The following is a 20,676-nucleotide window of genomic DNA, read 5'->3' as shown; positions in this document are numbered from 1 at the left end:
TCACGCCCCTGTGAGCTTCGCGAACTTCTCTTCGTAGGCCGTCTCCTCGTCACTCGTCAGCGAGCGGAAGGCGGAGGACCTCGCGGCCATGTCCCGGTCGGGAACGATCAGCGGGTTCTCCGCCGCGGCCGGGTCGATCTTCTCCAGCTCGGCCTTCACCCCGTCCACGGGGCACACGTAGTTGATGTAGGCGGCGAGTTCGGCGGCCGGCCGGGGCTCGTAGTAGTAGTCGATGAGCCGCTCGGCGTTCGTCTTGTGGCGCGCCCTGTTGGGGATCAGCAGGTTGTCGGTCGACGTCAGGTAACCGCTGTCCGGGATGACGAAGTCGACGTCCGGGCTGTCCGCCTTGAGCTGGACGACGTCCCCGGCCCAGGCGATGCAGGCGGCGAAGTCGCCACTGGTGAGGTCGGAGGTGTAGTCGTTGCCGGTGAAGCGGCGGATCTGGCCCCGGTCCACGGCTCCTTGCAGGCGGGCGACGGCCGCGTCGTAGTCGTCGTCGGTGAACCGCTCCGGGTCCTTGCCCATGTCCAGCAGGACCATGCCGACGGTGTCGCGCATCTCCGCGAGGAGGCCGACCCGGCCCTTGAGCTTCGGATGGTCGAGCAGGTCGGAGACGGTCCGCACCTCGATGCCGTCGAGGGCCTTCCGGTTGTACGCGATGACGGTCGAGATGGCCTGCCAGGGGTACGAGTAGGCGCGCCCGGGATCCCAGTCGGGGTCGCGGAACTGGGCGGACAGGTTCGTGTAGGCGTGCGGCAGGTGGGAGGCGTCCAGCCGCTGCACCCACCCGAGGCGGATGAGCCGGCCGGCCAGCCAGTCGGTGAGCACGACGATGTCCCGGCCGGTGTCCTGACCCGCGGCGAGCTGCGGTCTGACCTTGCCGAAGAACTCGTTGTTGTCGTTGATGTCCTCGGTGTACTCGACCCCGATGCCGGTGCGCCGGGTGAACTCCTCGAGCGTCGGGTGCCGTCGGCCGCTGTCGTCGACGTCCATGTACTCGGTCCAGTTGGAGAAGGAGACGGTCCTCTCCTGTGCCGAGTGGTCCTCCGCGGACTCCCCGCCCTGACCGCGGCCCGCGGGGGGTATCCCACAGGCACTCAGCACGCCGGTGCCGCCGAGCGCGAACGCGCCGCCCGCACCGGCGCGCAGCAGGGACCGGCGGGTCAGTGCGGCCCTGCCGTTCCTGAGGCTGCGCCGCAGGGCGGCCGCGCGGGCCGGGGACGGACGGTCGGGCTGGTGCTGCTCCATGCGCGGGGTGCCCTTTCGGGGAGTGCGGCCGCGGTCGGCGGTCCATGGTCGGCGGTTGTCCGGGCGACCGCCGTATTGTCCGGCATGACGTACTCGGTGACGCGCTTGACCTGCGGGTGCTTCGCGCACGGGAGCGGGGCACGGTCCTGCCGGGAGGCGGCAGCCCGTGGTGGACGTCGATATGGGCGCCGATCCTGGCAGAGCACGGACACCTCAACAAGGGATTCCGTTGTTGCCTTTCGGTTACGCGACGGAATCTGTCGGCGGCGGGAGGAGGAGTGCTCGAAAAACAGGGGGCGGGGTGTCAGTGGCGCGTGCCAGACTCGCCGCCATGACGGGGATCACGGGGAGGATCGACTCCCGGGCCGCCCTGACCAGGGAGATCGGCGCCGGGGCGAGCGTGGAGTACCTGCGTTTCTGGGGGCACCGGCCCCGGCCGGACGGCCGGGTCGGCGCGAGCTGTCTGAGCCAGTGGTGGCCCTCGCCGTTCACGGTGGACGGTGTGGAGTACGCGACGGCGGAGCACTGGATGATGGCGGCCAAGGCCCGGCTGTTCGGGGACGCGGAGGCGGAGCGGCAGGCGCTGGCCGCGGGGCATCCGGCCGCGGCGAAGAAGGCGGGGCGGCTGGTCCGCGGCTTCGACGGCGCCGTGTGGGAGCGGGAGCGGTTCAGAATCGTGGTCGAGGGCAGCGTCCACAAGTTCGCCGCCCACGCCGGCCTGCGGGAGTACCTGCTCGCTACGGGGCAGCGCGTGCTCGTCGAGGCCAGCCCGCTGGACCGGGTGTGGGGCATCGGACTGACCGCGGACGACGAGCGCGCCGCGGATCCCGAGCGCTGGCGCGGCCTCAACCTGCTGGGCTTCGCCCTGATGGAGGCGCGGGAACGGCTGCGGGCGGACGGCGCCTAGCCGACGGGGGGCGTCTCGCGGGACGCATCAGAACCGGTGAGGCTCTTGGGGCTCGTGAGGCCCGTCGGACAGGACCAGGGACGTCGAGTAGCTGTCGCCGTAGGGGTCGTCCGGATAGTCGAGGCTGTCGGGCAGCACCAGGAACAGCACGAGCATGCCCACGCCCAGGACGATCCCGGCCGCTCCGCAGATGATCCCGGCCAGCGCCTGCCCCGGGTTGGACGCCTCCCCGCGGCGGGCCTTGCCGCGCCCGATCACCCCGAAGACGATGGCGAGCACGCCCAGCACGATGGAGAGCGGCCACAGGCAGAAGACCACGGCCGCGACGATCCCGATCGTCATGGCGGCGATCCCCATGCCGTTGCTCGGCCCGTACGGCGTTCCCGGCCAGCCGTAGCCGGCCGCACCGGGGTACGGGGCGAACGGGCCGCCGTGCCCCGGGTGGCCCGGGTGGCCCATGGGGCTGGAGGGTCCCAGGTGACCCGGGTGACCCACAGGGCCCGAGTGGCCCGGGTGCTGCGGATAGCCGTAGCCGTAGCCGTACTCCGGCTGCCCCGGGCCGTCGGGGGCGATCGGCGGCGGCGGGACGGGCTCGCCGGGTGCGGGCCCGGGACCGGACGCATGGCCCGCACCCGCACCCGGCAGATAGGGGGTGCCCATGGGCTGCGGGCCGCCCGAGGGGGGATACGGGCCGGCCCACGGCGGGGCGGGCGACGGCGGGGTCGTCGGAGCGGCGGCGCCCGCCCCCGGTATCGAGGTGACCGTCCGCTGGTCGTGCGGGGAGGGCGGCCGGGGCGTGTCCGCGGGGGGCGCCCAGGGGTCCGGAGCGGGGGCGGAGGGCTCGTCCGGGGCCGACTTGCCCGGGCCCGGCTTGTCCAGGTGGATCTTGGGAGCGTCCTGCGGAACGCCGCCCGGATACGGGACCGGGCTGTCCGGCGTCGTGGGCGTCTGAGCCTCGTCGGACATGCACACGTCCCCTCTGTCGTACGTTCCGTCATGTTACGGCCCATGCTTCACACGCACGGGCCGCCGCCTACGATGATCCCTGAAGGACCGATCAGCCGATCACCGCGTCCCCCGGCCTCGCCGCCGGGGACCCCGTTCCGGGGAGGAACCATGACCGACCACCACGCAGCGCCCGACGGCACCACCGCCTCGACCGGGCTCACCGCGCCCGGCACCCCGGCCGGTCCCACCGGGGCGGACGCCGCCGCCCGCCCCGGCCTGCACTCGTTCATCGCCGGACTGCCCAAGGCCGAACTGCACGTGCACCACGTCGGCTCCGCCTCCCCCCGCATCGTCGCGGAGCTCGCCGCCCGGCACCCCGACTCCAAGGTGCCCACCGACCCCGAGGCCCTGGTCGACTACTTCACGTTCACGGACTTCGCCCACTTCATCGAGGTGTACCTGTCCGTCGTCGACCTCATCCGCACCCCCGAGGACGTCCGGCTGCTGACCTACGAGGTGGCGCGGGACCTGGCCCGGCAGCAGGTCCGCTACGCCGAGCTGACCATCACCCCGTACTCCTCCACCCGCCGCGGCATCGACGAGCGCGCCTTCATGGACGCCGTCGAGGACGCCCGCAAGGCGGCCGAGGCCGAGTTCGGCACCGTACTGCGCTGGTGCTTCGACATTCCCGGCGAGGAGGGGAACGGCGCCGCCGCGGAGGAGACCGTCCGCCTCGCCACCGACGACCGGCTGCGCCCGGAGGGCCTGGTCTCCTTCGGGCTCGGCGGGCCGGAGATCGGCGTACCGCGCCCGCAGTTCAAGCCGTACTTCGACCGGGCGATCGCGGCCGGGCTGCACTCCGTGCCGCACGCGGGCGAGACCACCGGGCCACAGACGGTATGGGACGCGCTGACCGAGCTGCGCGCCGAGCGCATCGGCCACGGCACCAGCTCCGCACGGGACCCGAGGCTCCTCGCCCACCTCGCCGAGCACCGCATCCCGCTGGAGGTCTGCCCGACCTCGAACATCGCCACCCGCGCGGTCGCGACCCTCGACGAGCACCCCATCAAGGAGTTCGCCCGCGCCGGGGTCCTCGTCACCGTCAACTCCGACGACCCGCCGATGTTCGGCACCGACCTCAACAACGAGTACGGGGTCGCCGCCCGCCTCCTCGACCTCGACGAGCAGGGCGTGGCCGCCCTCGCCAGGAACGCGGTGGAGGCGTCCTTCCTGGACCCGGCGGGCAAGGCCCGCATCCTGGACGAGATCGACTCGTACACCTCCGCGTGGCTCGCGAACTGACGGCGGGCGCGGTGCGCCCCGTGACGGCCGTGGCGCACCGCGGCGACCCGTACCGCCACCGGGAGAACACCCTGGCCTCCCTGCGCTCGGCCCTCGCGCGCGGCGCGGACGCCGTGGAGGTCGACGTCCGTCTCACCCGGGACGGCGTGCCGGTGCTCCTCCACGACGCGACGCTGCGGCGCCTGTGGGGCCACGACCGCCCGGTCGCCTCCCTCACCCACGAGGAGCTGGGCGGGCTGACGGGCGGTCTCGTCCCCACCCTCCGCGACGCGCTGGCCGCCGCCGGGGACCACCGCCTGATGGTCGACCTGCCCGGCGCGTCCGAGCGGTCGGTACGCACCGTGACGGGCGCCGTCGCCGACTGCGGCGCCCGTGACCGGGTGTACTACTGCGCCGGTCCCGCCGCCATGCTGTGGGTGCGCGCCGCCGACCCGGCCGCCGAGATCGCCCTGACCTGGACGACGCTCGCCCCGCCCCGCCCGGTCCTGCTCGACGCGGTGCGGCCCCGCTGGCTCAACTACGGGTTCGGGCTGGTCACTGAGCAGCTCGCCGACCACGTCCACCGGGGCGGCCACCTGCTGTCGGTGTGGACGCCCGACACCCGGCGGTCGATGCGGCGGCTGATCGCCGCGGGCGTCGACTCGATCACCACCAACCGCGTCGACATTCTGTGCGCGGTGCGCGGGGCGTGAGCCCCGCACACCTGTTCAGCCGGCGCCCGCGACGGCCGGGGGCGCGGTGACCGGATTCCGGTAGCGCACGCCCGCACGCGAACACGTTGAAGAACGGGTGGGGAGAGCGCACGTGCGTGGCCCCGGGCGGATCGACTCCCGCCCGGGGCCTCGCACTTCCCCGTACCGTGAGCGCGCGACGGACGCCGTACGCCCGCGCGCGCCGCAACGCTACCCGTCCAGCGACGTCATCACGTGCTTGATCCGCGTGTAGTCGTCGAACCCGTACGCCGAGAGGTCCTTGCCGTATCCGGACTTCTTGAAGCCGCCGTGGGGCATCTCCGCCACCAGCGGGATGTGGGTGTTGATCCACACGCAGCCGAAGTCCAGCGCCCTGGACATGCGCATCGCGCGCGCGTGGTCCTTCGTCCAGACCGAGGAGGCGAGCGCGTACTCGACGCCGTTGGCCCACTCGACGGCCTGCGCCTCGTCGGTGAAGGACTGGACGGTGATGACCGGTCCGAAGACCTCGTTCTGGACGATCTCGTCGTCCTGCTCCAGCCCGGAGACGACGGTCGGGGCGTAGAAGTACCCCTGCTCGCCCACCCGGTGGCCGCCGGCCTCGACCTTGGCGTGGGCGGGCAGCCGCTCGATGAAGCCGGAGACCTGCTGGAGCTGGTTCGGGTTGTTGAGCGGGCCGAACGCGACGTCCTCGTCGTCCGGCCGCCCCGTCTTCGTCTCGGCGGCGGCCTTGGCGAGCGCGGCCACGAACTCGTCGTGCACCGACTCCTGGACGAGGACGCGGGTGGCGGCCGTACAGTCCTGTCCCGCGTTGAAGTAGCCGGCCTCCGCGATGCCCTCGACGGCCTTGGCGAGGTCGACGTCGTCGAAGACCACGACCGGGGCCTTGCCGCCGAGCTCCAGGTGGACGCGCTTGAGGTCCTTGGAAGCGGACTCGGCGACCTGCATGCCGGCCCGTACGGAACCGGTGATGGACGCCATCGCCGGCACGGGGTGCTCCACCATCAGGCGGCCGGTCTCGCGGTCGCCGGTGATGACGTTGAAGACGCCCTTCGGCAGGACCGAGCCCACGATCTCGGCGATCAGGACCGTCGACGCCGGGGTGGTGTCCGACGGCTTCAGCACGACCGTGTTGCCCGCCGCGATCGCCGGGGCGAACTTCCACACGGCCATCATCATCGGGTAGTTCCACGGCGCGACCTGGGCGCAGACGCCCACCGGCTCGCGGCGGACGATCGAGGTCAGGCCCTCCATGTACTCGCCGGCCGAGCGACCCTCCAGCATGCGGGCGGCGCCCGCGAAGAAGCGGATCTGGTCGACCATGGGCGGGACTTCCTCGGTACGGGTGAGCCCCACGGGCTTGCCCGTGTTCTCCACCTCGGCCGCGATGAGCTCCTCGGCCCGCTCCTCGAAGGCGTCGGCGATCTTCAGGAGGGCCTTCTGACGCTCCGCGGGGGTCGTGTCGCGCCAGCCCGGGAAGGCCCGCGCGGCGGCCTCCATGGCGGCGTCGACGTCCGCCCGGCCGGACAGCGGCGCCGTGGCGTACGCCTCGCCGGTCACGGGGTTGACCACCTCGGTGGTCCGTCCGTCGGCGGCGTCACGGAATTCGCCGTCGATGTGGTTGCGCAGACGACGCAGCTCAACGCTCACTGCCGGCCCTCCTGGCCCTCGGTGTCCCGGGTGTCCCCGTGGCGGGTGTCCACAGGCTGAGACACCCACCCTAATGAACCAGCCCGCGTTTCCAACACCCCCGGCACCTCACCCACTGCGGAATCCGCATCAGAGGTGCTTGAGAACAACGAATTCCAATGGTCGATCCTTGCGAAACCGACGACTCCTCGTGTACAGTGAGCCGGTGGCCAGTCGAAGCGCAGATCCCCGGAGCGGCACGCCCCACCTGGACGCCGTCTCCCTCGCCATCATCGAGCAGCTCCAGGAGGACGGCCGGCGCCCGTACGCCGCGATCGGCAAGGCCGTCGGCCTGTCCGAGGCGGCCGTCCGCCAGCGCGTGCAGAAGCTGCTCGACCAGGGCGTGATGCAGATCGTCGCCGTCACCGACCCGCTCACCGTGGGCTTCCGGCGCCAGGCGATGGTCGGCGTCCACGTCGAGGGCGACGTGGAGGCGGTGGCCGACGCGCTGACCGGCATGGACGAGTGCGAGTACGTGGTCATGACGGCCGGCTCCTTCGACCTGATGGTAGAGATCGTCTGCGAGGACGACGACCACCTGCTTGAGGTCATCAACGGGCGTATCCGCGCCGTCCCCGGAGTGCGCTCCACCGAGAGCTTCGTCTACCTGAAGCTCAAGAAGCAGACCTACATGTGGGGGACCCGATAGCCATGAGCACCGCCGGACGGAACGAGCGGCAGGACCTCGGCCGCACCGCGTACGACCACCTGTGGATGCACTTCACCCGCATGTCCTCGTACGAGAACGCCCCCGTCCCCACCATCGTGCGGGGCGAGGGCACCCACATCTACGACGACCGGGGCAAGCGCTACCTGGACGGTCTCGCCGGGCTGTTCGTGGTGCAGGCGGGCCACGGGCGCGCCGAGCTGGCGGAGACGGCGGCCCGGCAGGCTCGGGAGCTGGCCTTCTTCCCCATCTGGTCCTACGCCCACCCGAGCGCCGTCGAGCTGGCCGAGCGCCTCGCGCACCACGCGCCCGGCGACCTGGACAAGGTCTTCTTCACCACCGGCGGCGGCGAGGCCGTGGAGACCGCCTGGAAGCTCGCCAAGCAGTACTTCAAGCTCACGGGCAAGCCGGGCAAGCACAAGGTCATATCCCGGGCCATCGCCTACCACGGCACCCCGCACGGCGCCCTGTCCCTCACCGGACTGCCCGCGCTGAAGGCCCCGTTCGAGCCGCTGGTCCCCGGCGCGCACAAGGTTCCGAACACCAACATCTACCGCGCCCCGATCCACGGCGACGACCCCGAGGCGTTCGGCCGCTGGGCCGCCGACCAGATCGAACAGCAGATCCTCTTCGAGGGCCCGGACACGGTCGCGGCCGTCTTCCTGGAGCCGGTGCAGAACGCCGGTGGCTGCTTCCCGCCCCCGCCCGGCTACTTCCAGCGGGTGCGCGAGATCTGCGACCGGCACGACGTGCTGCTCGTCTCCGACGAGGTGATCTGCGCGTTCGGGCGGCTCGGCACGATGTTCGCCTGCGACAGGTTCGGCTACGTCCCGGACATGATCACCTGCGCCAAGGGCATGACCTCGGGCTACTCCCCGATCGGCGCGTGCCTCGTCTCCGACCGGATCGCCGAGCCGTTCTACCGGGGCGGCAACACCTTCCCGCACGGGTACACCTTCGGCGGCCACCCGGTCTCCGCGGCCGTCGCCCTCGCCAACCTCGACCTGTTCGAACGCGAGGGCCTCAACCGGCACGTCCTCGACCACGAGGCAGCCTTCCGCTCCACCCTGGAGAGGCTCCACGACCTGCCGATCGTCGGCGACGTCCGCGGCGACGGCTTCTTCTACGGGATCGAGCTGGTCAAGGACAAGGCCACCAAGGAGACCTTCGACGCGGAGGAGACCGAGCGGATCCTGTACGGCTTCCTCTCCACGGCGCTCTTCGACAACGGCCTGTACTGCCGCGCGGACGACCGCGGCGACCCCGTCGTCCAGCTCGCGCCGCCGCTCATCTCCGACCAGGGGACCTTCGACGAGATCGAGCAGATCCTGCGCGCGACGCTGACGGAGGCGTGGACGAAGCTGTGAGCGCGGAATGCCGATCTTCCGCCTTGATGCCTTGATGCCTTGATGCCTTGATGATCAATAACGGCCCCGGTGCCCTCCGTTCGAGTGAGAAACGGCGGCCCGGGGCCGCGTACTGTCCGGCCCGGCTCCGACCGCTGCCTAGCGTGCCTGTAACCGATCGGCCCCGCCTTCGTTCCCCCGTACGGGGGACTCCCCACGGCATCCTGATCCGAACCGAGGTGTACGCCCATGGTGGCCCAGCCGGACAGCGACGTGCTCTGGGCACGCGCCCTCACCCACGCGCACAACGGCTCCCCCGCGCTGCGCGGCGTATCGATCGGGGTCCGCGAGGGCGAGATCCTCGCCGTCAGCGGCCCGCGCGGCAGCGGCAAGACCACGCTGCTGCGCTGTCTGTCGGGCCAGTTCCGCCCGCAGGAGGGCGAGGTGTGGTTCAACAGCACACCGGTGCACACGATGGCCGCGTTCGCCCGCGAGCGGCTGCGCCGCGACCGGTTCGGCTGGATCGACCCCGAGCCGGTCCTCGTGCCCGAGCTGACCGCCTGGGAGAACGCGGCCCTGCCGCTGATGCTGCGCGGTACCGGGCACCGCGCCGCCAAGAAGGCCGCCCTGGAGTGGCTGGAGCGCCTGGACATCGGCGGCTGCGCCCGCAAGCGGCCGTACGCCCTGCTGCACTCCGAGCGCCAGCGCGTGGTCGTCGCCCGCGCCCTGGCCGGCACCCCCACCGTCCTGTTCGCCGACGAGCCCACCGCACCGCTGCACCGCGCCGAACGCGCCCACGTCCTGCGCACCCTCACCACGGCGGCCCGCTCGCACGGCATCACGGTCGTCCTCGCCACGCACGACGCGGACACCGCCGAGCTCGCCGACCGCACGGTGACCCTGCTGGACGGACGGCAGGTGACCACCCTCCACCTCCCCCACCTTCCCGGGGCCGAGGCGGAAGGCCGGACCGCGTGCTCGCTCTCCGTCTAGCCCGCGGCGCGCTGCCCGCCGTCCAGCTGCGCCGCCTCCTGGTCACCGCGGCGTCCTGCGGCATGGGCTTCCTGCTGCTGTGCGTCCTGGGCCACGCCATCACCCACCCGGAGGCCCCCACCCAGTCCGCGCTCAGGCTCGCCTGGTGCGCGGTGCCCCTCGCGGCCACGGTGTACTTCGCGGTGACGGTCGCCCGTGCCGATCCGGGCACCCGGCCCCGCACGGGGCTGTCGGCGATCGGGCTCGGCCCGGGCCGCCTGATGGCCGTCTCGGCGATGACGACGACCCTGTGCAGCGTCCTCGGTTCGCTGCTGGCCCTGGTGCTCTTCCTGTACCTGCGCGGCGGACCGGCGAGGGCACCCTTCGAGGGCGACGCCGCGCGCGCCCTGGCCCCCGGTGCGCCCCTGCCGCTGCCGGCCGCGCTGACGCTGCTGTCGCTGGTACCGGTCACCATGTCCTTGACGGTCGCGCTGGCGCTGCTCCCCGGCGGCCCGGGAGCGTGGCGGGCGCTGCTGACGGGCAGCCGGGGAACGCGCGGCACGCGACGAGCCGGCGGCAGCGGCGCACGGACCGCGCGGACCGCGCAGGCCATTGCCGACGGGCGCCGCACGGAGACGAACCGGCACGGCGGACGCAGGCGCGCCCGGGCCGGTGCCCGGCGCGGCGGCAACGGCTCGCACGCCCTCTCCGCGGTACTGGACGCCTTCGCTCCGGCGCCCGCTCCCACCGACGCTCCCACTGAAGCCCCCACGGACGCCCCGGCGCGGGAACGGGACCCGTACGCCTCCACCGCGCCCCGGACCGCCCCCGGCGGGCTGCCCTGGGGCGTCGCCGTCCTCGCGATCGGCCTCACGATCGAGGCGTACGCGAGTCGTACGGCATCGGCCGCCGACGCCCCCGGCATCGTGATCCCCGGCGGCTTCGCGGACAGTTCCGCCGGAGTGCTCGTCGGCTGGCTGCTCACCGCCCTCGGGCTGATCCTCGCCGGACCGGCGCTGACCCATCTGTGCGGGTGGCTGCTGCAGGCCGTGCGGCCGGGGGCGCTGCGGCTGCTCGCCGGGCGCGTGCTGCAGGAGGAGGCGCGGCGGCTCGGTCGCCCGCTCGGCGTGCTGTGCGCGGTGGCCTCCGGCGCCTTCACCCTGGCGACCGCGTACTCCGGCACGCGCCTGGCCGTCGGCCCGTTCACCGTCCTGGGAGGTGTGCTGGTGGTCGGCTGCACCGTCCTGACGCTGGTGATTGTCACGGTCGAGACGCGGGACGCCCGGGTGCGCACCACCGCGGCCCTGGTACGGCTCGGGGCGCCCGCCACGATGCTGCGCAGCGCCGCCCTGCTCCGCGCGGGCGCCCTGTTCACTCTCTTCACCCCGCTGACCTGGGCGGTCGCCGCGCTGGCGGCAGCACCGCTGAGCCCGTGAACGGCGTACGAGAACAAGTTCGCGTCGACCGATGAGTTCCGCGCGGTGCTCCCGTCTACCCCTGCGAACGGATCACCACCGACGGGAGAGACCGCGCATGTACCAGCAGATGATCTTCGTGAACCTGGCCGTCAGCGACCTCGACGCCTCGAAGAAGTTCTTCACGGAGCTCGGCTACACGATCAACCCGCAGTTCAGCGACGACAACTGCGCCAGTGTCGTCATCAGCGACACGATCGTCGCGATGCTCCTCACCAGGCAGCGCTACGCCGAGTTCACGAAGAAGGAGCTCGTGGACGCCACGAAGACCAGCGAGGTGCTGCTGTGTCTGAGCGCCGAGAGCCGCGAGAAGGTCGACGAGCTCTGCGACAAGGCGATCGCCGCGGGCGGCACGTCGGCCGGCGACCCCCAGGACTACGGCACCATGTACGGCCGCTCCTTCGACGACCTGGACGGCCACACCTGGGAGGTCATGTGGATGGACCCGGCGGCCGTCCAGGGCTGAGCAGGCGGACGGGGTGCGGCGCGCCCGGGCGGCCGGGGTCGGGACACGCCTCGGCACCGCCCGGGCGACCGGCTTCCAACGCCCCCAAACCACGCGGCAGTTAATAAGAGGGCAAAGGTGTGTGCGGGACACCTCTGTCGGATTGACAGTACTTATGGCGCGCTTATAAACCTGTGAGCCACATGGGGCGTCACCGCCACCGGCGGGGCCCCCGCCTCACCCCCCGCATTCCCGTGAAGGGCAAACGTGTCCATATCTCCGCGCATCGCACGACCCGTGCGATTCCTGGGTGTTGTCTCCGCCTCCGCCGCGCTCGTGCTCGGCGTCGCGGGCAACGCCATGGCCTGCAGCATCCGTGACTTCTCGGCCGTGGCCGAGTGCGACGCCGCCGGCAAGGGCGTCATCAGCGTCACCGACGTCGACCCGTCGGGCGTCACCGCCGAGGTCACCGTCTACCTGGAGAACAACGGGGCGGACGAGCGGCTGGTCGGTACGCAGACGATCGAGAACGCGACCGCCGCGGGCGTCACCGTCACGTTCTCCGAGGACTGGCAGCCGAACGCCGAGTACCGCATCCACGTCAAGGCCGAGGGCTACGTCGACGAGGACATCAAGCCGAACCTGACCACGCCCGCCGAGGCGTGCGCCTCCTCGGACGAGCAGCCGCCGGCCGAGGAGCCCGAGCAGCCGGAGCAGCCGTCGGACGAGCCCTCCCCCGAGACCTCCGCGCCCGCCGAGGACCCGGCGCCGTCGGCGTCCGGGAGCACCGCGCCCGCGGCCCCCGGTGACGACGTCGAGACGCCGCAGGGCGCCAACGCCCCCGCGCCCGCCGGGCAGTCGAACCTCGCCGAGACCGGCGCCGGTTCCAACACCCCGGTGATCGTCGGCATCGCGGCCGCCTTCGTCGTGGCCGGCGGCGGCGCCGTGTACTTCGGCATGCGCCGCCGCGGAGCCTCGTCCCGCTGACGCGACCCGCACGTCACCGGCCGTGCGCCGTACGACCAGGCCCGCCTCCCACACCGGGAGGCGGGCCCTCGCGTGTCCCTCGGCACCCAGGGCGCCGGGCACCGGTCGCAACAGGCTCAGCCGAAGGTGGCCCGCTCCAGCCAGAACTCCAGCAACTCGCGCTCCCCCAGCACCTCCAGCCGCCCGCTGTCCGGCGTGACGCGACGGTAGAAGGCGAGCAGCACCTCGGTGAGCGGCCCCCGCAGCGCGACGTCCGCCTTCTCGTGGCCGCGGCGCCAGACGACGCCCTCCTCGGTGAGCTCGACGACCCACTCCGCGTCCAGTCCGGCGGGCGCGTCGGTCGCGTGCAGGTGGAGGGTGCGGCCCGGTCCGCGCAGCTCACGCGCCGCGTCGTCCGGCTGTGTGCGCTGCACGTACTCGACGATCTGCAGCCATTCGTCGATCGCGTCGGCGGCGACGTCCGGCGCCACCTCGTACGGCAGGCCCGCGGCGAGCGTCGCGTCCGCGCGGTGGATCGTCAGCTCGTGGGTCACCCGCCGGGCCCAGAAGCCCGTGTTCCGCTCCCACGCCCAGGTCCACACCGGCGTGTCGGGCCCCGCCTCGCGCAGCGCCCCGACGACCAGTTGTCCGGCCTCCGCGAGCCACGCGTCCAGCGCCGCCGCGTCACCCCGTTCCACCGGACCCCCGTAGCCCGGGACCTCCGGCTCGGGCACCTCCCGCGGCGCCCGCAGGCGCACCATGTGGTCCACCCAGCGCAGGGCGCCGCCGGTGTGGCGCACCAGCTCCTCCAGGGACCAGTCGGGGCAGGTCGGCACCCTCGCGGCGAGGTCGGCGCCGGAGGTGACGACAACCCTCAGCTGCCGTACCTGCCGCTCGATCTCCTCGACATGGCGATCATGACGCTCTTGCCTGCTCATTGTCATGATCCGCACCTTAAGCGGCTCAAGTGCCTTGGAGTACGACAATTTCGGGTCCGTCGAAGACCACGCCGACCTCGTCCCCGGGCTCCGGCGCATCCCGTAGCGCGCACGCCGCCTCCAGCCGGGGCGCGCCCCGCGGATCCAGGTGGACGGCCACATGGGTGCCCCGGAACGTCCGGGCCGCCACGGTGCAGCGCAGCCCCTCCCCGGCACCGACGATCCGTACGCCCGCCGGTCGCACCAGCAGCGCGCCAGGGCCCTGCGGGGAGTCCTCGGGCACCGGGACCTTGCCCCAGGGGGTGTCGGCGACCTGCCCGCCGACGGTCGCCGCGACCACGTTGTCGAAGCCGAGGAAGCGCGCCACGAACGCGTCCACGGGCCGTTGCCACACCTCGAGCGGCGTACCGGACTGGGCGATCCGTCCGTCCCGCATCACCACCACCCGGTCGGCGAGCGCGAAGGCCTCGCCCTGGTCGTGCGTGACCGCCAGCACGGTCGTGCCGAGCCGTCCGAACAGCTCCCGCAGCTCCACGACCAGCCGCTCACGGAGCGAGCGGTCGAGCTGGCCGAGCGGCTCGTCCAGCATCAGCAGCCGGGGCCGGGGGGCGAGCGCCCGGGCCAGCGCCACCCTCTGCTGTTCGCCCCCGGACAGGGTGGCCACCCCCCGCCGCGCGGCGCCCGGCAGCCCCACGATCTCCAGCAACTCCCGTACCCGGACGTCCTGTTCGCCGCGCGGTGAGCCGTGCATCCGCAGCCCGAACGCCACGTTGCCGCCCACGTCCCGCTGCGGGAACAGCTGGTGGTCCTGGAACATCAGACCGACCCCGCGCCGGTGCGCCGGCACGCGCGCCTGGTCGCGCCCGTCGAGCGACACGCTCCCCGAGTCCAGCTGCTGCAGTCCGGCCACCGCCCGCAGCAGCGTCGACTTGCCGCTGCCGCTGGGGCCGAGCACGCACACGGTCTCGCCCTCGGCGACGTCCAGGCCGACATCATCGAGCACGGGCCGCCCGTCGAACCGCACGGTCGCTCCCTCGATGCGCAGCAACATTCAGAACCCTCCCGTCGCACCCGCACGGGACGGAACCCGCAACCGCTCCAGCACCAGCAGCGCCACCGCACACACCACCATCAGAATCGTCGACAGGGCCATCGCCTGCCCGTAGTTGAGGTCACCGGGCCGCCCGAGCAACCGCGCCACGGCCACCGGCAGCGTCGGGTTGTCGGGCCGCGCGATGAACACGGTCGCCCCGAACTCGCCCAGGGACACCGCGAACGCGAACCCGGCCGCGACCAGCAGCGCCCGCCGCACCAGCGGCAGGTCGACCTCCCGCCACACCCGCCACGGCGAGGCCCCGAGCACGGCCGCCGCCTCCCGCAGCCGCGTGTCCACGGCCCGCAGCACCGGCAGCATGGTCCGTACCACGAAGGGGACGCCGACCAGCGCCTGCGCCAGCGGCACCAGGATCCAGGAGCTCCGCAGATCCAGCGGCGGCTCGTCCAACGCGATCAGGAACCCGAAGCCGACGGTCACGGCGGACACGCCGAGCGGCAGCATGAGCAGCGCGTCGAACCCGCGGACGAACCGGCCCGCGTCCCGGCGCGCGAGGGCCGCGGCGGCGAGCCCCCCGATGACGACGGCGATGACGGTGGCGGCGAGCGCGTACTGCAGCGAGTTCACGACCGCCTCGATCGGCGCCACCAGGAAGACGCCACCGTCGTCGCTGGTCAGAGCCTTGTAGTAGGCGAATTCCGGCGCGCCGAGGGAGCGCTGGACGAGGACGGCGAGCGGCAGGACGAGCAGCAGGACGACGGTGGCCAGGACGCCGCCGAGCAGCGCCCACTGTCCCGCGCCGCGCGGCCGGTGCGCGGTCTCCGAGGCGTCCACCAGCCGCAGCGCGGTCTCCCGCCGCCGTACCGTCGCCGCGTGCACGGCGAGGATCACACCGACCGCCGCGAACTGCACGAGCGTCAGCACGGCGGCCGTGGACAGGTCGAAGATCTGCGAGGTCTGCCGGTAGATCTCCACCTCCAGCGTGGCGAACGTCGGCCCGCCCAGGATCTGCACCACCCCGAACGAGGTGAAGGTGAAGAGGAAGACCATGAGCGCGGCCGCCGCCACCGCCGGGCCGAGCGCGGGCAGCGTCACCTTCCGCCAGGCCGTGAGGCGGGACGCACCGAGCATCCGCGCGGCCTCCTCCTGGCGCGGATCGAGCTGGGACCAGAGCCCGCCGACCGTGCGCACGACGACCGCGTAGTTGAAGAAGACGTGGGCGAGCAGGATGGCCCAGACCGTGGTGTCGAGCCGTACGCCCCACAGCTCGTCGAGCAGCCCGCCGCGCCCCAGCAGGGCCAGGAAGGCGGTTCCGACGACGACGGTGGGCAGCACGAACGGCACGGTGACGACCGCGCGCAGGACCTGCTTGCCCCTGAACTCGAAGCGCGCGAAGACGTACGCGCCGGGGAGTGCGATCAGCAGGGTGAGCGCCGTGGAGGCGAGCGCCTGCCAGGTGGTGAACCACAGCACGTGCCGGATCCCGGAGTCCGCCAGCACGTCCCCGATGCGCCCGAACTTCCAGTTCCCGTCGATCCTCAGCCCGCGCGCGACGATCGCGGCGACGGGACGGGCGAAGAAGAGCGCGAAGAACGCGACCGGCAGGGCCATCAGCCCCAGCCGGACCGCGCTCGGACGCAGGAGCCTTCTCCCTCTGCCCCGGGACGACCTCACTTCAGTACGAGCGACGTCCACGCCTTGACCCACTCGTCACGGTTCTCGGCGATCGTCTCCGGCGCCATGGTCTCCGGTTCGTCGACCTCGACGGCGTACTTGCGGTACTCCTCCGGCAGTTGCGCACCCTCCCGTACGGGATCGACGAACATGTTCAGCGGCATGTCGTCCTGGAAGGTCTTGCCGATCATGAAGTCCAGGAGCGCCTTGCCGCCCTCGGGGTTCCCGGCGTTGCTCAGCAGCCCCGCGTACTCCACCTGCCGGAAGCAGGTGCCCGTCGCGACACCGGTCGGCGCGGTCTCCGGCTGCGGGTCGGCGAAGATCGCCTCGGCGGGCGGCGAGGAGGCGTACGAGACGACCAGCGGCCGCTCGCCCCCGGCCTTCTTCCCGCCGGCGGACCCGGAGAACTCCTCGTTGTATGCCTGCTCCCAGCCGTCGACGACCTTGACGCCGTTGGCCTCGAGCTTCTTCCAGTAGTCCTGCCACTGGTCGTCCCCGTACGCGGCGGCGGTGCCGAGGAGGAAACCGAGACCCGGGGAGGAGGTGGCGGCGTTGGAGGTGACGAGGAGGTCCTTGTACGCGGGCTCGGCCAGGTCGTCGAAGGAGGCCGGCGGATCGAGCTCGTGCTCCGCGAAGTACGCCTTGTCGTAGTTGACGCAGACGTCACCCGTGTCGACTGCCGTCACCCGGTGCCCGTCCTGGTCGGCCCGGTACTCCGGCAGGACGGCGTCGGACTCCTTCGCCTCGTACGGCTGGAACAGCCCGTTGTCGAGGGCCCGGGACAGCAGGGTGTTGTCGACGCCGAAGAGGACGTCGCCCTGCGGGTTGTCCTTGGTCAGGATCGCCTTGTTGACGGCCTGCCCGGCGTCCCCGTCCTTCAGCACCCTGACCTGGTAACCGGACTCCTCCTCGAACGCCTCCAGTACGTCCTCGGAGGCGGCGAAGGAGTCGTGGCTGACGAGCGTGACGGTCTTCGGGTCGCCGTCGTCCCCGCTGCCGCCGCCGGAGTCGGACGACCCGCACGCGGCGAGCGTGAGGACCCCCAGGCCGATGACGACGGCAGCGCACTTCCTGGTGGTGCCGGTGGTGCTGGTGCTCACTGATTTTCCTCCTGGGATGACCAGGAAGAGACGCGGCCCTGCCCGGGACCCTCGCGGGTTCCCGGGCAGGGCGCAACAGCTCGAGTGGTGACCGATCTCCCTACCCAGAATGACCTGGGCCAGGTTCGGAGGGTCTGCGGATGCTCCCGCACTCTCAGCGCTGTGGCGCTCCCCTGTCGGAATATGAAGATGTGTGTACGCCGGTCAGCGTACCCCGCGGCCGGACGACGGCCCGCTGCCTACCGCTCGGTGGCCGCCAGCTGGCCGCACGCCCCGTCGATCTCCTGACCGCGGGTGTCCCGGACGGTGACCGGCACCCCGTGGGCCGCGATCGCCTCCACGAACGCCTTCTCGTCCTCGGGCCGCGAGGCGGTCCACTTGGAGCCGGGCGTCGGGTTGAGCGGGATCAGGTTCACGTGCACGGGCCTGCCCTTGAGCAGCCGCCCGAGGCGGTCGCCGCGCCACGCCTGGTCGTTGATGTCCCGGATGAGCGCGTACTCGATGGACAGCCGCCGCCCGGACCTGGCCGCGTACTCGAACCCGGCGTCCAGCACCTCGCGCACCTTCCACCGCGTGTTCACGGGGACGAGGGTGTCGCGCAGCTCGTCGTCCGGGGCGTGCAGCGAGATGGCGAGCCGGCACTTGAAGCCCTCGTCGGCGAACCGGTTGATGGCCGGGACCAGTCCGACGGTGGACACGGTGATCCCCCGCTGCGACAGCCCCAGCCCGTCCGGCTCCGGGTCGGTCAGCGCCCGGATGGCGCCCACGACCCGCTTGTAGTTGGCGAGCGGCTCCCCCATGCCCATGAAGACGATGTTGCTGAGCCGCGCCGGACCACCGGGGATCTCCCCGTCCCGGAGCGCCCGCATCCCGTCCACGATCTGGTGCACGATCTCGGCGGTGGACAGGTTCCGGTCGAGTCCGGCCTGGCCGGTGGCGCAGAACGGGCAGTTCATCCCGCAGCCGGCCTGCGAGCTGATGCACATGGTCACCCGGTCCGGGTAACGCATCAGCACGGACTCGACGAGCGTGCCGTCGAAGAGCCGCCACAGGGTCTTGCGGGTGGTTTCCTGGTCGGTCGACAGATGCCGCACGACCGTCATCAGCTCGGGAAGCAGTGCCTCCTGGAGCTTGGCGCGGGAGGAGGCGGGGATGTCGGTCCACTGCTCCGGGTCGTGCGCGTACCGCGCGAAGTAGTGCTGGGACAGCTGCTTCGCACGGAACGGCTTCTCGCCGACCGCGGCAACCGCCTCCTTGCGCTCGGCGGGCGTGAGGTCGGCGAGATGCCGCGGCGGCTTCTTGGCTCCGCGCGGCGCGACGAAAGTGAGTTCTCCGGGCTTAGGCATGGCTGGTCCAGTGTCGCAGATCAACTCCGGCAGCCCGGGCCGGAGCGGGGGTGGGGGTGGTCACCCCCGGGTGCCGGCTGTCGGCGCCGGCCGTCCCCGGACGGCCCAAGGACGGCCCGGGGACGGCCCGGGGGCTCGGCTACGCGAGCAGGCACACGGCCACTTCGTCCGGGAGCCGCTCCGCGGCGCGCGAAAGGGCCCGCCGTCGACAGGACGGAGGGCCCCTCACGTACGAGCAGCGCCGGCCGGGCGCCCGGGTCGGGTCAGCCCGTTCCCACGAACGCGACCATCAGCAGCCACACGACCGGAGCCGTGGGGAGCAGTGAGTCCAGGCGGTCCATGATCCCGCCGTGGCCCGGCAACAGGGTGCCCATGTCCTTGATGCCCAGGTCACGCTTGATCATGGACTCGCCGAGGTCACCGAGCGTGGCGCTGCCGGCAACGGCGAGGCCCATGAGCAGTCCCTGCCACCAGGTGCCGCCGTCGATGAGGAACTGCATGGACAGCGCGCCCACGACCATGGCGAAGGCGATCGCACCGAACAGTCCCTCGCGGGTCTTGCCGGGGCTGATGCGCGGGGCCAGCTTGCGCTTGCCGAAGCGCCAGCCGACGGCGTACGCGCCCGTGTCACTGACCACCGTCAGCAGCAGGAACACCAGGACCCGCCACGGGCCGTCGTCCGCGGTGAGCATCAGGGCGACGAAGGTGGCCAGGAACGGTACGTAGAAGGCCGCGAAGAGTCCCGCCGTGACGTCCTTGAGGTAGCCCTCGGGGGCTTCCGTCATCCGCCAGACCAGGACCGCGAGCGCGGTGAGCGCCATCGCCACCCACGCGCCGCCCGGACCCCGCACGTACCCGGCGACGACCATCGCCGCGCCACCGACCGCGAGCGGCACGAGGGGCGCCTTGATGGACTTGCGCTCCTGCAGGCGCGTCGTGAGCTCCCACAGACCCACCACCACGGCGACCGCTATGACACCGATGAACACGGCCTTGACGATGAACAGCGACGCCACGATCACCACGCCGAGTCCGACGCCGACCCCTATCGCGGCGGTCAGGTCACGGCCCGCGCTCTTCTTCTGCGGTGCGGGCTGCGGGGCGTCGGGCATGGGCTCCGGTTCCTGCGGCGCCGCCCTGCGGGACCGCGCCGGCGGCATCTCGTCGCGGACCGGGGGGCCGCCCGGCCGGGCGGCCCCCCGGTCGTCATCCTGGTTCCCGCCATGCGCGGGGACGTCGGGCACGATGGGCATGGGCCGAGTCTGCTGCGCTTGATGCGCATCGTACGCGGGACCCGCCGGGGCGGCCCCCTGGACAGGTCCTCGGTCGGACGGCCCCCAGTACCCGGCTTGTGGCGGCGCTCCCCAGGAAGAGTCGTTCATCAGACCTCGAGCAGCTCGGCTTCCTTGTGCTTGAGGAGCTCGTCCACCTGGGCGACGTACTTCGCGGTGGTGTCGTCGAGTTCCTTCTCCGCGCGGCGGCCCTCGTCCTCGCCGACCTCGCCGTCCTTGACCAGCTTGTCGATGGCGTCCTTGGCCTTGCGGCGGACCGAGCGGATGGACACCTTGGAGTCCTCCGCCTTGCCCTTGGCGACCTTGATGTAGTCGCGGCGGCGCTCCTCGGTGAGCTCGGGGAACACCACCCGGATGATGTTGCCGTCATTGCTCGGGTTGACGCCGAGGTCCGAGTCGCGGATGGCCTGCTCGATGTTGCGCAGCGCGCTCTTGTCGAACGGCGTCACGACGGCCATGCGCGGCTCCGGCACCGAGAACGAGGCCAGCTGGTTGATCGGCGTCGGCGCGCCGTAGTAGTCGGCCACGATCTTGTTGAACATCGCCGGGTGCGCACGGCCGGTGCGGATCGCGGCGAAGTCCTCCTTGGCGACCACGACGGCCTTCTCCATCTTC

At 72.2% G+C, this 20,676-nt stretch carries 19 protein-coding genes and 1 riboswitch; of the genes, 9 read left to right on the top strand and 10 right to left on the bottom strand.

From position 1 onward, the window contains the following. Window positions 1-1,248, bottom strand: coding sequence for a spermidine/putrescine ABC transporter substrate-binding protein (locus UW392_RS00550; RefSeq protein WP_320772803.1), 1,248 nt, complete (start codon window positions 1,246-1,248; stop codon window positions 1-3). A 331-nt stretch (window positions 1,249-1,579) separates the two neighbouring features. Between UW392_RS00550 and UW392_RS00545 the strand changes: the two genes are divergently transcribed. Continuing rightward, window positions 1,580-2,155, top strand: a complete 576-nt coding sequence (locus UW392_RS00545) for an NADAR family protein (protein WP_320772802.1) — start codon at window positions 1,580-1,582, stop codon at window positions 2,153-2,155. Window positions 2,156-2,182: 27 nt separating this feature from the next. Here the strand turns inward: UW392_RS00545 and UW392_RS00540 are convergent, their stop codons facing one another. After that, window positions 2,183-3,121 carry a DUF4190 domain-containing protein gene (locus UW392_RS00540; RefSeq protein ID WP_320772801.1) on the bottom strand — a complete coding sequence of 313 codons (939 nt, stop codon included), beginning with the start codon at window positions 3,119-3,121 and terminating at the stop codon, window positions 2,183-2,185. Between the two features lie 150 nt (window positions 3,122-3,271). Here UW392_RS00540 and UW392_RS00535 point away from each other — a divergent pair, with 150 nt between their 5' ends. Next, on the top strand, window positions 3,272-4,405 hold the full coding sequence (locus UW392_RS00535; RefSeq protein ID WP_320772800.1) for an adenosine deaminase: 1,134 nt from the start codon (window positions 3,272-3,274) through the stop codon (window positions 4,403-4,405). After that, complete coding sequence (locus UW392_RS00530; protein WP_320772799.1) at window positions 4,390-5,097, top strand: glycerophosphodiester phosphodiesterase; 708 nt, start codon at window positions 4,390-4,392, stop codon at window positions 5,095-5,097. Before UW392_RS00535 ends, UW392_RS00530 begins: the two co-directional genes overlap by 16 nt. Window positions 5,098-5,307: 210 nt before the next feature. Here UW392_RS00530 and UW392_RS00525 read toward each other — a convergent pair whose 3' ends face one another. Next, complete coding sequence (locus UW392_RS00525) at window positions 5,308-6,747, bottom strand: gamma-aminobutyraldehyde dehydrogenase (protein WP_320772798.1); 1,440 nt, start codon at window positions 6,745-6,747, stop codon at window positions 5,308-5,310. A 190-nt stretch (window positions 6,748-6,937) separates the two neighbouring features. Between UW392_RS00525 and UW392_RS00520 the strand changes: the two genes are divergently transcribed. The 6 genes from UW392_RS00520 to UW392_RS00495 all read left to right on the top strand — a co-directional run bounded on the left by UW392_RS00520 (window position 6,938) and on the right by UW392_RS00495 (window position 12,678). Then, window positions 6,938-7,435, top strand: coding sequence for an Lrp/AsnC family transcriptional regulator (locus UW392_RS00520; protein WP_320772827.1), 498 nt, complete (start codon window positions 6,938-6,940; stop codon window positions 7,433-7,435). 2 nt (window positions 7,436-7,437) lie between these two features. After that, complete coding sequence (locus UW392_RS00515; RefSeq protein WP_320772797.1) at window positions 7,438-8,820, top strand: aspartate aminotransferase family protein; 1,383 nt, start codon at window positions 7,438-7,440, stop codon at window positions 8,818-8,820. A gap of 228 nt (window positions 8,821-9,048) precedes the next feature. Continuing rightward, on the top strand, window positions 9,049-9,792 hold the full coding sequence (locus UW392_RS00510; RefSeq protein ID WP_320772796.1) for an ABC transporter ATP-binding protein: 744 nt from the start codon (window positions 9,049-9,051) through the stop codon (window positions 9,790-9,792). After that, window positions 9,774-11,207 (top strand): hypothetical protein, encoded by a 1,434-nt coding sequence (locus tag UW392_RS00505; protein WP_320772795.1) that lies wholly within the window; start codon window positions 9,774-9,776, stop codon window positions 11,205-11,207. The genes UW392_RS00510 and UW392_RS00505 overlap by 19 nt, the downstream gene beginning before the upstream one ends. 97 nt (window positions 11,208-11,304) lie before the next feature. Beyond that, complete coding sequence (locus UW392_RS00500; protein ID WP_320772794.1) at window positions 11,305-11,712, top strand: VOC family protein; 408 nt, start codon at window positions 11,305-11,307, stop codon at window positions 11,710-11,712. Window positions 11,713-11,988: 276 nt separating this feature from the next. Then, the gene (locus UW392_RS00495; RefSeq protein ID WP_320772793.1) at window positions 11,989-12,678 is read left to right on the top strand and encodes an LAETG motif-containing sortase-dependent surface protein; all 690 of its coding nucleotides are present in this window, start codon (window positions 11,989-11,991) and stop codon (window positions 12,676-12,678) included. Between the two features lie 116 nt (window positions 12,679-12,794). Here UW392_RS00495 and UW392_RS00490 read toward each other — a convergent pair whose 3' ends face one another. The 7 genes from UW392_RS00490 to frr form a co-directional block, all read right to left on the bottom strand. Then, window positions 12,795-13,595 (bottom strand): maleylpyruvate isomerase family mycothiol-dependent enzyme, encoded by an 801-nt coding sequence (locus tag UW392_RS00490; protein ID WP_414495336.1) that lies wholly within the window; start codon window positions 13,593-13,595, stop codon window positions 12,795-12,797. Between the two features lie 25 nt (window positions 13,596-13,620). After that, window positions 13,621-14,646 (bottom strand): ABC transporter ATP-binding protein, encoded by a 1,026-nt coding sequence (locus UW392_RS00485; RefSeq protein WP_320772791.1) that lies wholly within the window; start codon window positions 14,644-14,646, stop codon window positions 13,621-13,623. Continuing rightward, on the bottom strand, window positions 14,647-16,260 hold the full coding sequence (locus UW392_RS00480; RefSeq protein WP_414495334.1) for an ABC transporter permease: 1,614 nt from the start codon (window positions 16,258-16,260) through the stop codon (window positions 14,647-14,649). A 59-nt stretch (window positions 16,261-16,319) separates the two neighbouring features. Next, a complete protein-coding gene (locus tag UW392_RS00475) occupies window positions 16,320-17,423 on the bottom strand; it encodes a thiamine ABC transporter substrate-binding protein (RefSeq protein WP_320772789.1) in 1,104 nt (367 codons plus the stop codon). Window positions 17,424-17,502: 79 nt separating this feature from the next. Next, a riboswitch (TPP riboswitch) is annotated at window positions 17,503-17,608 on the bottom strand. A 54-nt stretch (window positions 17,609-17,662) separates the two neighbouring features. Then, window positions 17,663-18,769, bottom strand: a complete 1,107-nt coding sequence (gene rlmN, locus UW392_RS00470) for a 23S rRNA (adenine(2503)-C(2))-methyltransferase RlmN (protein ID WP_320772788.1) — start codon at window positions 18,767-18,769, stop codon at window positions 17,663-17,665. A 263-nt stretch (window positions 18,770-19,032) separates the two neighbouring features. Continuing rightward, complete coding sequence (locus UW392_RS00465; protein ID WP_320772787.1) at window positions 19,033-20,151, bottom strand: phosphatidate cytidylyltransferase; 1,119 nt, start codon at window positions 20,149-20,151, stop codon at window positions 19,033-19,035. Continuing rightward, a partial coding sequence (gene frr, locus UW392_RS00460) for a ribosome recycling factor (protein ID WP_320772786.1) occupies window positions 20,151-20,676 on the bottom strand: 526 nt, incomplete at its 5' end. The genes frr and UW392_RS00465, both read right to left, overlap by 1 nt.

The sequence above is a fragment of the Streptomyces sp. CRN 30 genome, assembly GCF_034105845.1.
Note: the sequence above shows the minus strand (reverse complement) of the source record. Positions and strands in the feature narration are given on the sequence as shown.

Coding starts and splice junctions, on each gene's coding strand:
- UW392_RS00485 (WP_320772791.1), bottom strand. CDS start 14,646: ATGTTGCTGCGCATCGAGGGAGCGACCGTGCGGTTCGACGGGCGGCCC.
- UW392_RS00490 (WP_414495336.1), bottom strand. CDS start 13,595: ATGAGCAGGCAAGAGCGTCATGATCGCCATGTCGAGGAGATCGAGCGG.
- UW392_RS00515 (WP_320772797.1), top strand. CDS start 7,438: ATGAGCACCGCCGGACGGAACGAGCGGCAGGACCTCGGCCGCACCGCG.
- UW392_RS00540 (WP_320772801.1), bottom strand. CDS start 3,121: ATGTCCGACGAGGCTCAGACGCCCACGACGCCGGACAGCCCGGTCCCG.
- UW392_RS00480 (WP_414495334.1), bottom strand. CDS start 16,260: ATGGCCCTGCCGGTCGCGTTCTTCGCGCTCTTCTTCGCCCGTCCCGTC.
- UW392_RS00465 (WP_320772787.1), bottom strand. CDS start 20,151: ATGAACGACTCTTCCTGGGGAGCGCCGCCACAAGCCGGGTACTGGGGG.
- UW392_RS00545 (WP_320772802.1), top strand. CDS start 1,580: ATGACGGGGATCACGGGGAGGATCGACTCCCGGGCCGCCCTGACCAGG.
- rlmN (WP_320772788.1), bottom strand. CDS start 18,769: ATGCCTAAGCCCGGAGAACTCACTTTCGTCGCGCCGCGCGGAGCCAAG.
- UW392_RS00535 (WP_320772800.1), top strand. CDS start 3,272: ATGACCGACCACCACGCAGCGCCCGACGGCACCACCGCCTCGACCGGG.
- UW392_RS00500 (WP_320772794.1), top strand. CDS start 11,305: ATGTACCAGCAGATGATCTTCGTGAACCTGGCCGTCAGCGACCTCGAC.
- UW392_RS00550 (WP_320772803.1), bottom strand. CDS start 1,248: ATGGAGCAGCACCAGCCCGACCGTCCGTCCCCGGCCCGCGCGGCCGCC.
- UW392_RS00510 (WP_320772796.1), top strand. CDS start 9,049: ATGGTGGCCCAGCCGGACAGCGACGTGCTCTGGGCACGCGCCCTCACC.